Below are 13,275 nucleotides of genomic sequence, written 5' to 3'. Positions count from 1 at the left end.
AAAATATTAGTGTAAGAATGATTATTTTGTATAAATATAAAGGCATTTTTTTTAATATACTTCATCAATTTGTAAGTAGTTTACAATAAAATATTAAATTTACAGAATAACCACTAAAACCTAAAATGACTAATAATAAAGATATTACAATCTACGATATTGCAGAAAAGTTAAATTTATCAACATCTACAGTATCTAGAGCTTTAAAAAGCCACAGTAGTATTAGTAAAAAAACTACCAAAAGAGTAGTTGAAACTGCAAAAGAAATGGGATATAGTCCTAATACTCTTGCATCAAGTTTACGAAGTAATAAAACAAAAACCATAGGTGTTTTAATATCTCGAATAAACAGACCATTTGTGTCTTCGATGATTAGTGGTATTGAAGAAACTGCACAAAAAGCGGGTTATAATGTTATTATTACACAGTCGCATGACTCCTACCAAGATGAAGTTGATATGGCTCAGGCTTTGTATAACAGTAGAGTTAGTGGTATTATTTGTTCGTTAGCTATGGAAACTACAAAAACAGACCATTTTCAGCAATTTATTGATAAAGGTATTCCTTTAGTTTTTGTGGATAGGGTTCCAAAAGGTTTTAATACCTATAGAGTAATGATTGATAATTATTCTGCTGGTTTTAAAGCAACTAAACATTTAATTGAGCAAGGTTGTAAACGAATAGCACATATAGCAGGTTTAAAATTTAGAAATATTTATAACGAAAGAGAAAGAGGTTATAGAGATGCATTAAAAGAATATAATTTACCAATTGATGAAGATTTGATTGTACATGTGAGTACAATGAGTTATGATGAAGGAGAAAAAGCCACAAACAAATTACTTGATCTTAATAATCCACCAGACGGTATATTCGCATCAAATGATACAACAGCAATTGCTGCCATTCAAGTTGCTAAAAGTAGAGGTTTAAAAGTACCGGAAGATCTAGCAATTATTGGTTTTAATAATGATCCTGTTTCTCGAATAATAGATCCTGGTTTATCTACTATATCTCATCCAGCTTTTGAAATGGGAAAAACCTCATCAAAAAAAATATTGAAACATTTAAAGAAGTCTAAAAAAGATGATATAACCGAAATTACTTTTTTAAATACTGAAGTAATAGTCAGAGGTTCATCTAAAAGAAAATGAAGTTGAAATTATTTATCTATTACAATTTGTGGTTTACTTGTTTTAGATTTTAACCCTTGAAAATTGAAATAGGATTTAGCATTATGATAACATATATCGCTAATTATTTTTCCTATCCACGGTATATCATTTGGTAATTCCCCATTTTTAATATCCTCACCAAAAATATTACACAAAATACGACGGTAATACTCATGCCTTGTAAAAGATAGAAAACTTCTACTATCTGTAAGCATACCAACAGAACAACTTAAAAGCCCCATATTTGATAATGAGTTTATTTGTTTTGTAATACCATCTTTTTGATCTAAAAACCACCAAGCAGTTCCAAATTGTACTTTACTTTTTGTTCCGCCTTCACTAAAATTTCCAGCCATGGTAGCAAATAAATCATTATCTGAAGGGTTAGAATTGTAAATGATAGTTTTTGGTAAACTTCCATCATCATTTAACTTATTTAAATAATAAGCTAGAGATTCGGCATGCTGGTAATCGCCAATACTATCTACACCTACATTAATACCAATTTCTCTTAAAAGTAATTTGTTTGTATCTCGAATAGGCCCTAAATGCAATTGCATTGTCCAGCCTTTATTTGCATAAAACTGACCTAGATAAAATAAGATTGCTGATTTGTAGATACTTATTTCCTTATCAGAAAGTGCTTTATCGTTAAATCTATCTTTTATAATAGAATCTACTTTTTTGTCAGTAAACTTTTCAGAATAAACATAAGACAACCCATGATCAGATAATCTACATCCATTGTCATGAAAATATTGTACACGACTTTCAATAGCTTCTAAAAAAGATTCTAAATTTTTAATTTTAATTCCAGAAACACAAGATAAACTATCAACATAAGTATTAAACTCAACACCTTCAATATTAATGATATTATCTGGTCTAAAGGTGGGTAATGTTTGTACATTAAACTTTGATTTTGCTATGTCTTGATGATTTTTAAGATTATCTATGGGATCATCAGTAGTACAAACTACTTCAGCATTTGCCATTTTCAATAAACCTTGTGTTGTATATTGAGGTGTTTTTAATAAATCATTGCATTGATTATATATTGATAAAGCTGTTTTTTCATTTATTTGTTCATCAATATTAAAATAGCGTTTAAGTTCTAAATGCGACCAATGATACAAAGGATTTCTCATGGTATATGGTACAGTAAAAGCCCATTTTTTGAACTTTTCTTCATCTGAAGCTTTTCCGGTAATATACTTCTCTTCTACACCAAGACTTCTCATTGCACGCCATTTGTAATGATCGCCATCCAACCAAATTTTAGTTAAATTTTTAAATTGTTTGTTTTTAGCTATTTCATTTGGTGGTAAATGATTATGAAAGTCTATGATAGGTAAATCTTTGGCATAGGAATGATATAATTCTTCTGCATAAGATGATTTTAAAAGGAATTTATCCGTTATAAAACTACTCATGATTAGTGCTTGGTTTGTTTAAACATCTATTGAATTGAAAAAGACGCTTCGGCCATTTTAGAAACGCCTAATTCTTGACTACGCTTCATAGGGCTAGCTCCTCCAACATATACTTTAAATGCTCCAGATTCAATAACACGCTTACCTTCATTGTTTACCATTTCAAACATTTTTGGTGTTAATTCAAAACTTATGTTTTTTGTTTCACCTGCTTTTAAATGAATGCGCTTTACATCATTTAATTGGGAATTTGGCACAACAAAAGATGCTTCTACATCAGAGATGTATAACTGAACAACTTCATCGGCATCAACCTTTCCTGAGTTTGTAATATCTACAGTAAGTGTAATGGTATCTGTTTTTGAAATGGAACTTGATGATAACTTAATATTATCATATTTAAAAGTCGTATAACTTAGTCCAAACCCAAAAGGATAAAGCGGATCAAGATTCATGTATTTGTATGTTCTACCTTTCATGGAATAATCTTTGTAATCAGGTAATTGATCTAAAGATTTAGGAAATGTAATTGGTAATCTACCTGATGGTGAAACTTTACCAAATAGCACATCGGCAATAGCATTTCCACCTTCTTCTCCAGGATACCACACTAAAAGAACAGCATCTGCTAACGCTTCAACTTCGGCTAAATTCATTGGGCTTCCTCCTGTAATAATGGCCACAATAGGTTTTTTGTCTTCAGGATTTCTATCGGCTGCTTGTCTCAATCCACGCAAGTAATCCATTTGCGATTTTGGTAAATTGTAATCTAACCTATCGCCTTTTGTTTTTGAAGCGATAGATGCCCCTTCTTCACCTTCAATTAAACCTGAAATACCTAAGGCTGCAAAAGTAACATCAGAGTTACCAGCATTTCCTGTAGCATAATCTAAAGGATTTTCTTTAGGAACAGTTAACATAGCTCCCATTCTATATTGTAATTGACTAGCAGGACTTATTGCTCCTGCTATACCTTCCATAATAGTTACCATCTTGGGGTTAACACCATAATAATTTCCTAAAAGTGCCTCTGAATCTCCAGCAATAGGTCCAGTAATAAAGTATTTAGGTAAGTCATTTTTTAAAGGAAGTACGCCATTGTTTTTAAGCAACACAATACTTTTTTGGGCCACCTCTCTAGCTAATGCTCTATGTTCATCACTATTAACAACATCAACAGAAATATCATCATAAGGATTGCTGCCTTGAGGGTCAAACAACCCTAATTTAAATCTTGTGCGTAATAAAATAGCTAATTTTTCATCTATCTCTGCTTCTGTAATTAAGCCTTGTTTTACTGCTTCTGGAAGTCCTTCCAAATAAGAACTACCACAATTTAAACTAACACTACTTTTTACAGCCATAGCTGAAGCTTCGGCTTGTGTATTAGTAGTTCCGTGTCCTCCTTTTCCTTTTGGTGTATAAAAATCTACAATGGCCCAACAATCACTTAATATGTGTCCTTTAAAATTCCATTCGCCTAATAATACGTCTTCTATTAAATATTTATTTGCACAACAAGGCTCCCCATTTGTACTATTATAAGCACACATGATTGATTCTACTTTAGCTTCTTTAACCAAAGCTTCGAAAGCAGGAAGATAAGTTTCCCATAAATCTTTTTGATTTACAATGGCATCAAATTCATGACGCAACTCTTCAGGCCCACTATGTACAGCATAATGCTTAGCGCATGCTGCTGTTTTTAAATATTTATCATTATCACCTTGTAAACCATTTACAAATGCTTTTCCCATTAATGACATTAAATATGGATCTTCTCCATAAGTTTCTTGCCCTCTTCCCCATCTTGGATCTCTAAAAATATTGATGTTAGGTGTCCAAAAGGTAAGTCCTCCATATTGTTTATGGTAACCTTTTTCTTTTGCTGCGTTATGCATAGCACGAGCTTCATCTGAAATTGCCGATGATACTCTAAATGCCAAATCACTATCAAAAGTAGCACCTAAACCTATTGCTTGTGGAAAAACGGTTGCAACACCAGAACGTGCCACACCATGTAAAGCTTCGTTCCAATAACTATAAGGAGGGATTTCCAAGCGTTCAATAGCATTAGTATTGTGCATCATTTGATCTGCTTTCTCTTCAAGTGTTAATCTGGAAATTAAATCTTGAATTCTATCATCCATAGATAATGTAGTATCGTAAAATGGAAATTTAGCTTCTTCTGAACTTACAATTGCTCCGGATTCTTCACTTTTTGCATCTGAATTATTATTCTTACAGGAAGAAATTAATATTACAGCTAAAAGAATTGTACGAGGAAAGACTTTTAATATCGTTTTCATATCTAAAAATTAGTTGGTTAGATTGCTGTAATATACACAAAAAATATTTTCTTAAACATTAACAAATATCTTTTATGCAATCGGTTGCGAAGTTATAAAAATTTTACTAAGTTTACAATTATTTTTTAGTTTGTAAACCCTAATAGACTTTATGTATATTAGGGTATTTTAAGCTTAAACACTAGTTAAAACACATGATTTTATTTTCAAAAAAAGTTTTTAGTTTATTATATATCTTAATATTCATACTATCATTCACTTCTCACGCAAATGATGGGTATAACTTGTGGCTTCAGTATAAAAAGGTTGAAAACAAGCAGCTTTTAAAAAATTATATGGCTTCAATTCAAGGTGTTGAATCTTCTGGAGACTCAAAAACAATATCAGTTGCTAAACAAGAATTAGAAAAAGGTTTTTCTGGATTATTTGGAAATGTTTTTCAAATTGATGATAATAATTCTGGTAAAAACACCTTAATTATTGGCTCTGAAGCAAATTTGGATGTTAAATATTCAAAATATTTAAAAAATGAACTTTCTAAAATTGAGAGAGATGGATTTATAATTAAACAACTCAAAATTGAAGGAAACACTAAAATTATAATAACTGCAAAAACTGATGTTGGTGTATTATATGGTGTTTTTAGACTATTACGAGAAATACAATCTTATAAATCAATAGAAAATATTAACATCATTGATTCTCCTAAAGTTGATGTTCGCATTCTAAATCATTGGGATAATCTTGATAGAACCGTAGAACGCGGTTATGCTGGTTTTTCACTTTGGGATTGGCACCGTTTACCAGATTATATTGATAGTCGTTATGTAGACTATGCCAGAGCAAATGCCTCAATAGGAATTAATGGAACTGTACTAACTAACGTAAATGCAAACGCTTTAATTTTAACGCCACATTACTTAGAAAAAGTAAAAGCTTTAGCAGATGTTTTTAGACCTTATGGTTTAAAAGTATATTTAACAGCACGCTTCTCTGCTCCTATTGAGATTGGTGGTTTAGAAACTGCCGACCCTTTAAATACTGAAGTTATACAGTGGTGGAAAGATAAAACAGCTGAAATTTATAAATCTATTCCAGATTTTGGAGGCTATTTAGTAAAAGCAAATTCTGAAGGGCAACCTGGACCACAAAACTATGAGCGAAACCATGTAGATGGTGCCAACATGTTAGCAGATGCTGTTGCACCTTTTGGTGGCATTGTAATGTGGAGAGCTTTTGTGTATTCTGAACATGATCCTACAGATAGAGCTAAACAAGCTTACTCAGAATTTGTACCCTATGATGGCCAGTTTAAAGACAATATTCTTATACAGGTTAAAAATGGAGCAATAGATTTTCAACCACGCGAACCATTTCATCCTATGTTTGGAGCAATGCCCAAAACTCCTCTTATGATGGAGTTCCAAATTACTCAAGAATATCTTGGTTTTAGTACACATTTGGTATATTTACCTAAATTGTATGAAGAAGTTTTTGAAGCTGACACCTATCGTGAAGGTAAAGGTTCAACAGTGGCTAAAGTAATTGATGGCTCGCTTCATAATAAAAAAATAACAGGAGTAGCTGGTGTTACAAATATTGGTAATGATAGGAATTGGACCGGTCACCATTTTTTACAAGCCAATTGGTATGGTTTTGGGCGACTAGCTTGGAATCCGCATTTAAAATCAAAAGATATTGCAGAAGAATGGATACGTCAAACGTTTTCAAATGATGAAAATTTCATTAATCCAATCAAAAAAATGATGATTCAATCTCGTGAAACTGTCGTAAAATATATGAATCCATATGGTTTGCATCATATTTTTGATACTGGTCATCATTATGGTCCAGGACCTTGGGTTGGTAACTTACCAAGACCTGAATGGAACCCAACCTATTACCATAAAGCTGATGAATTTGGAGTTGGTTTTAACAGAACAAAAACAGGAAGTAATGCTACAGCTCAATATGCTCCAGAAGTAGCTAAAATGTATGATGACATATTAACAACTCCTGAAAAAGATTTACTTTGGTTTCACCATGTTTCTTGGAACCACAAATTAAAAAATGAACAAACCCTATGGAACGGTATGGCGTTAAAATATCAAGAAGGTGTTGACGAAGTAGAAGATATGATTTCACTTTGGAACTCTATGGAACAATATGTAGATCCACAAAGATTTAAAGAAGTAAAAATGATGTTGAATATCCAATATAAAGAAGCAAAGTGGTGGCGTGATGCTTGTTTATTATATTTTCAGCAATTTTCAAAACAAGATTTACCAAACGGAGTTGAAAAACCTTCAAAAACTCTAGAAGAGTTTCAATCATTGAGGTTTCCTTTTGCTCCAGGAAGATAAAACTAACTAAATAATAATGGCAAAAAAAGCGATTGTAACCGGAGGCAATTCCGGACTGGGTTACGCAACAGCAAAAAAACTGTGTGATAACGGAATAAAAACCTATATAATAGGACGAACAAAAGATAAAACAGAAAATGCCTGTGCTGAAATTGGTGAAAATGCAATTCCTGTGATTTTCGATTTAAATAACTTAGATGAAATTCCTGCTATGATAGCAAATATTTCTGATGGAGATAACATTGATATCTTAGTAAATAATGCTGGAATAAATCAAAAAAAGGAATTTACAGAAGTTACCAACCAAGAATTTTTAAATATTATTAATACCAACGTTTTAAGTGTTTTTGCTGTTAGCAGAGAAGTCGTTAAAATAATGAAAAAACACAATGGCGGAAGTATAATAAATATAAGTTCAATGGCTTCACAATATGGTTTACCAAAGGTTATAGCATACTCCGCAAGCAAGGGAGCTATAGAAACCATGACACGTGCAATGTCTGTAGAATTAGCCGAATTTGGTATTCGAGTTAATTGTATTGCTCCAGGGTTCATAAAAACAAAAATGTCTGCTAAAGCTTTAGATAATGATCCGGAAAGAAAAAACAAAGTATTATCCAGAACACCAATGGGCTTTTTAGGTGAGCCCTCAAATATAGCAGATGCGGTTTACTTTTATGCCACTAACGAGTCAAGTTATGTTACCGGTACAGTTCTTCCTGTAGATGGTGGTAATTGTATTGGATTTTAAAAGGATTTGTTATGATTTTTATGACTAAAACCATGCGATGGTATGGACTACACGACAGAACTTCTTTAGTAAACATAAAACAATGTGGAGTAAAAGGAATTGTTACAGCACTACATGAAATACCTGTAGGTGAAGTTTGGACTATAAAGGATATTCTAGAACGTAAAAAGATTATTGAAGATGAAGGATTAGAATGGAAAGTTGTTGAAAGTTTACCAGTACATGAAGACATTAAAAAGCGCACAGGGAATTTTGAAACCTATATTGAAAATTACAAAATAAGTTTAAAGAATCTAGCAGAATGTGGCATTGAGGTTATTACATATAATTTTATGCCAATATTAGATTGGGTAAGAACACATCATGATTATAGTAATTTAGATGGGACCAAATCGTTGTATTTTCATAAAGATGCCTTTGTGTACTTTGATGTGTTTTTATTAAAAAGACCTAATGCAAAAGCTAGCTACACTCCACAACAAGTTAATAAAGCTGTTCTTTATGGTAAACAATTGAATAAAGAAGAGAAAAAAAAGCTTTTTAAAAATATTTTATTAGGGTTACCTGGAAGTCAAGAAAATTTCACTTCGAAAAAGATATTAAATCTATTACAAGAGTATTCGCATATTGATGATGAATCTTTAAGAAACAACCTTGTTTTGTTCTTGAAAGAGGTTGCTCCTGCTGCAGAAAAATTAGGATTAAAACTTGCCATACATCCAGATGATCCACCATATTCTGTATTAGGATTACCAAGAGTAGTAAGTACTCAAAAAGATTTAGAATTCATATTAAATAAAGTACCAATAAATGCTAATGGATTGTGTTATTGCACGGGTTCATTAGGTGCTCACCCAGATAATGATTTATTAAAAATACTTAATAAAACATCCTCAAGAGTTCATTTTTTACACTTAAGAAATGTTATTAAAGATATAGATGGTAATTTTAAAGAATCTGATCATTTGTATGGAGATAATAACATGGAAAAAATCGTAGAAAAAATCGTTAAGATTATGCGTAAAAGAGAAAAAAGTATACCTATGCGACCTGATCACGGATTTTTACATGCTATTGAAGGTAAAGAATTGTATCCAGGATATTCATTAATAGGTAGACTTAAAGGATTAGCAGAAATTACTGGATTAGAATTAGGAATTAGTTATAAATTGAAAATTACAAATTAATGTTAACGCAATCGGTTGCGTATAAAATTAATTATTAAGATATTTGAATATATTAAACTCAAAAAAATTATGAAAACAAGAAAAATTTTAAGCATTTTAATTATTGCACTACTATTCATAGGCTGTAGCAGTGATAGTCCTACAAGTGGTGGAGTTACTGTAGGTGGTCCAACCGGTGATAGTGATGGTGGTGGTGACGATGGCGGTGACGATGGTGATAGCGGTGATGATGGCGGTGATAGCACAACCCAATATTTACTAGATTTTGCAGACTATCCTATCGGGAATATAGTTTCTGCAAGTAAATTAGCATCATCATCTACGGATAATACAACATTTAAAGAAATTCTAACAAATGAGTATAATAGTATTACTGCCGAAAATGATATGAAACCCAATAATATGTTTTTAGGTCCTAATCCTGATGATTATGATTGGTCTGATGGTGATGATATAGTAGCTTATGCAAAAGCTAATGGATTCCGTGTTCATGGGCATGTTTTAGCATGGCATAGTCAACAACCTGGTTGGTTTAATTCATTTTCTGGAACTGATGAAGAATTTGAAACTGCAGTAATGGATTATATCACTGCTACAGTTGCTCACTTTGCAGAAGAAAAAGATAGTAATGGTAACTCAATAGTTGCTAGTTGGGATGTATATAATGAAGCTTTTGAAACAGATGCACAAACTAATGTTTTAATGACTAAAATTGATGATGTTATTGCTAAATGTTTCCTAGCTGCAAGAGCTGGAGATCCAGATGTAAAATTATTTTATAATGATTTTAATGTTGCTGGTGATGTTGATAAAAGGAATAATATTTTAGCTATGGTAGCTGATTTTCAAACGAGAAATATCCCTATTGATGGAATTGGAATGCAAATGCATTTAAATCATAACTGGCCAACAGATGATTTACCACTAGCTATAGAACAAATTGCAGATACAGGTTTATTAGTTCATGCTTCAGAGTTAGACGTTAAAGCAAACTACGGTAATGATGTAACAACCTTGACTGCAGCAAGAGCTCAAGAACAAGCAGATCAATTCCAAAGAGCATCATATTACTACACGACTATAGTACCTAGTGCACAACAATACGGTATAACTATTTGGGGTTTTAGAGACAGTGATAGTTGGTTGTATGATAATGGTGGAGATTGGCCTTTATTATATGATAATAATTTCAATACTAAAACTGCATATGACAGTTTTATAGAAGGTTTAAAAGGTAATCCTGTAAATTAATATAATATTAAATATGTTTAAAATCCACTATTTGACTATAGTGGATTTTTTTCTTTAAAAAATTAAAAATTGAATGAAGTGCACTTTAGTTTTAAACCATTGTCACTGTCATATATCAAAGTATATTTATTGAATTCCGAATATTATTTCAATAATTTCTAATTATCTTACATAAAAATTTATAAATATATTTTTAAATGAAAATCCTTGGTATTTCTGCATACTACCATGATTCGGCAGCAGCTATTATAGAAAATGGAAAGGTGCTATATGCTGCTCAAGAAGAACGATTTTCAAGAATAAAAAATGATGCTTCATTTCCAGAAAAAGCCATAAAATACTGTCTTGATGAATCAGGGTTTAATATAGAGGATATAGATCAAATTGCTTTTTATGATAAGCCTTTTTTAAAGTTTGAAAGACTTTTGGAAACTTATTATGCTTTTGCCCCTAGAGGATTTAAATCTTTCGCAATGGCTATGCCTCTATGGCTAAAAGAAAAACTTTTTATTAAACAATTTATTAGAAAAAAAATTAAAGAACTAACTGATTTAAAAAGAATTAAAACACCTATAAATTTTACTGAACATCATTTATCTCATGTTGCTAGTGCATTTTATACATCCCCTTTTAAGAAATCTGCATTTTTAACAGTTGATGGCGTTGGTGAATGGGCTACAACATCATATGGTGTAGCTTGTGGAGAAAAAGGTATTCAAGTATTGGGTGAGCTGCATTTCCCTGATTCTCTAGGCTTGTTTTACTCAGCATTTACTTATTATTTAGGTTTTAAGGTTAATTCTGGAGAATACAAAATGATGGGATTAGCACCATATAGCAATCCAGATTCTAAAAAAGTTGCTCATTTCAAAAAAATTATAATAGAAAATCTTGTTGATATAAAACCTGACGGTTCTATTAAACTGAATATGCAATTTTTTGAATACCCTGTTGGATTACGCATGGTAAATCCAAAAAAATGGGAAGCTCTCTTTGGGTTAAAAAAGCGAGAACCAGAAGACAAATTAGAACAAATTCATGCTGATTTGGCTCTTGCAGCGCAAAAGGTTTTAGAAGAAATACTTATTAAACTAATTAAATTTGTAAAACAAGAAACAAAAGTAAATTATTTGTGTCTTGCTGGGGGTGTTGCTCTTAATTGTGTTGCAAATTCAGTTTTGTTTAATAAAAATATTTTTGATGATATTTATATACAACCTGCTGCTGGTGACTCTGGTGGAGCTATAGGAGCTGCTTTAGCAACTGCTTATATAAAATACAAACTACCTTTTGAAGGTTTAAAACAACCTTTTGATGTGTATTTAGGATCTGAATTTTCTAATTTAGACATTGAAAGAGTTCTACGAAAACATAAATGCAATTACAAGTTTTATCAAAATCAAGATGATTTAATTAAAGCTACAACTAAATATTTAGCAAATAAAAAAGTTATAGGATGGTTTCAAGGAAAAACCGAATTTGGACCACGAGCACTGGGAAATAGAAGTATTTTAGCAGATGCTACAGATCCAGAAATGCAATATAATTTGAATATGAAAATAAAATTTAGAGAAGGTTTTAGACCTTTTGCTCCTGTGGTTTGTGAAGAAGATTATAATGACTATTTTGAAAAAGGAAAACACTCTTATTACATGTTATTTACAAGTAAAGTAAAAAAAACTTTAAGAAAACCATTGCCTGATAATTTTGAAACGTTAAGCTTGGACGCAAAACGTAAAATTCCAAAATCTGAGTTGCCAGCTATTACTCATATAGATTTTTCTGCCAGAGTTCAAGTTGTAAAAAAAAGTTTTAACCCTTTGCTGTGGGACTTAATTCAATCTTATAAAAAAAATACAGGCGTTGGAGTTCTTATAAATACTAGTTTTAATGTAAAAGATGAACCTATAGTTAATACTCCAGAGGATGCCTATCTTTGCTTTATGAAATCTGGAATGGATGTGTTAGTTTTAGAAAATTATTTAATTGTTAAATAATATGGAATTTGTTAAAGAATTCTTTCTCTTTATAAGAGAAAGAAAAAAGTGGTGGCTAGTGCCCTTAATTATAATATTTGTGATTTTTGGGTTGTTAATTTTTTTAACAAGTAGTTCTGCCCTAGCTCCATTTATATACTCATTATTTTAAAAATGACTCGAGAAAAAGGACAAGAAACCATAATTGTTTTAGCTTTAGTTTGCCTTATTGTATTTATAAAATTTAATACGGTTTGGTTAATTTATTTGGCATTAAGCGTTCTTATTATAAGTTTAATATCTAAAAAACTAACTATTGCTATAGGTGTCTTTTGGTTTTCATTTTCTCATTATTTTGGTTTGGTAATGAATTATATCATCATGTTCTTTATCTTCTTTTTCGTTTTAACACCTTTATCTTTTTTTCAAAGGTTAACAGGTAATAACAAAATATTAAAAAAGAAAAACAATAACACCTATTTTATTGAGCGAAATTATTATTACACTAATAATGATATTGAAAAACCTTGGTAGCATTTTACTTTTAGCTTGAATTCTAATGTAAATCTTCTTTGTTTCTTTTATGATTAAGTCAATATAAATAAGAAATAAACTAATGTTTTGATTTAAAAAGGCAAGTTATTCTTTACCAATATCATGAATTGACTAAAAAGTGTCTTTCCTTTAAAATTAGTCCTTTAACACATAGATATTTGGTTTTAGTAAAATCAAAAAACTCTTCTTGGATAAATTTTAACCTTTTATGTGGGAAAAATTTTTAATGGTAAACAAAATGGTTTTTGAGGGATAATAAATAGAAAATAGCTTAA

10 protein-coding genes are annotated in these 13,275 nt (G+C 31.0%); 8 read left to right on the top strand and 2 right to left on the bottom strand.

What is annotated here, in order from left to right; genetic code table 11:
* The first annotated feature begins 125 nt into the window (after positions 1–125).
* Positions 126–1,154 carry a LacI family DNA-binding transcriptional regulator gene (locus MBM09_RS06865; protein ID WP_238676108.1) on the top strand — a complete coding sequence of 343 codons (1,029 nt, stop codon included), beginning with the start codon at positions 126–128 and terminating at the stop codon, positions 1,152–1,154.
* Between the two features lie 8 nt (positions 1,155–1,162).
* Here the strand turns inward: MBM09_RS06865 and uxaC are convergent, their stop codons facing one another.
* The gene (gene uxaC / locus MBM09_RS06860; RefSeq protein ID WP_238676107.1) at positions 1,163–2,608 is read right to left on the bottom strand and encodes a glucuronate isomerase; all 1,446 of its coding nucleotides are present in this window, start codon (positions 2,606–2,608) and stop codon (positions 1,163–1,165) included.
* 26 nt (positions 2,609–2,634) lie between these two features.
* Entirely contained in the window at positions 2,635–4,917 is a 2,283-nt protein-coding gene (locus tag MBM09_RS06855) for a glycoside hydrolase family 3 C-terminal domain-containing protein (protein ID WP_238676106.1), read from the bottom strand.
* Between the two features lie 194 nt (positions 4,918–5,111).
* Between MBM09_RS06855 and MBM09_RS06850 the strand changes: the two genes are divergently transcribed.
* The 7 genes from MBM09_RS06850 to MBM09_RS06820 all read left to right on the top strand — a co-directional run bounded on the left by MBM09_RS06850 (position 5,112) and on the right by MBM09_RS06820 (position 12,979).
* Positions 5,112–7,280: an alpha-glucuronidase family glycosyl hydrolase gene (locus MBM09_RS06850; protein WP_238676105.1), complete on the top strand. Its 2,169-nt coding sequence runs from the start codon at positions 5,112–5,114 to the stop codon at positions 7,278–7,280.
* A gap of 16 nt (positions 7,281–7,296) precedes the next feature.
* A complete protein-coding gene (locus tag MBM09_RS06845) occupies positions 7,297–8,031 on the top strand; it encodes an SDR family NAD(P)-dependent oxidoreductase (RefSeq protein WP_238676104.1) in 735 nt (244 codons plus the stop codon).
* Positions 8,032–8,042: 11 nt separating this feature from the next.
* On the top strand, positions 8,043–9,218 hold the full coding sequence (gene uxuA, locus MBM09_RS06840; protein WP_370569722.1) for a mannonate dehydratase: 1,176 nt from the start codon (positions 8,043–8,045) through the stop codon (positions 9,216–9,218).
* Positions 9,219–9,287: 69 nt separating this feature from the next.
* Complete coding sequence (locus MBM09_RS06835) at positions 9,288–10,469, top strand: endo-1,4-beta-xylanase (RefSeq protein ID WP_238676103.1); 1,182 nt, start codon at positions 9,288–9,290, stop codon at positions 10,467–10,469.
* 197 nt (positions 10,470–10,666) lie between these two features.
* Entirely contained in the window at positions 10,667–12,466 is a 1,800-nt protein-coding gene (locus MBM09_RS06830) for a carbamoyltransferase (protein WP_238676102.1), read from the top strand.
* 1 nt (position 12,467) lies between these two features.
* Positions 12,468–12,617, top strand: a complete 150-nt coding sequence (locus MBM09_RS06825; protein ID WP_238676101.1) for a DUF5989 family protein — start codon at positions 12,468–12,470, stop codon at positions 12,615–12,617.
* 2 nt (positions 12,618–12,619) lie between these two features.
* Complete coding sequence (locus MBM09_RS06820) at positions 12,620–12,979, top strand: SxtJ family membrane protein (RefSeq protein ID WP_238676100.1); 360 nt, start codon at positions 12,620–12,622, stop codon at positions 12,977–12,979.
* Positions 12,980–13,275: the final 296 nt, after the last annotated feature.

The organism is Flaviramulus sp. BrNp1-15 (assembly GCF_022259695.1).
GTDB lineage: Bacteria > Bacteroidota > Bacteroidia > Flavobacteriales > Flavobacteriaceae > BrNp1-15.
The sequence above is the reverse complement of the archived record's forward strand: the minus strand, read 5'-3'. Positions and strand labels throughout refer to the sequence as shown.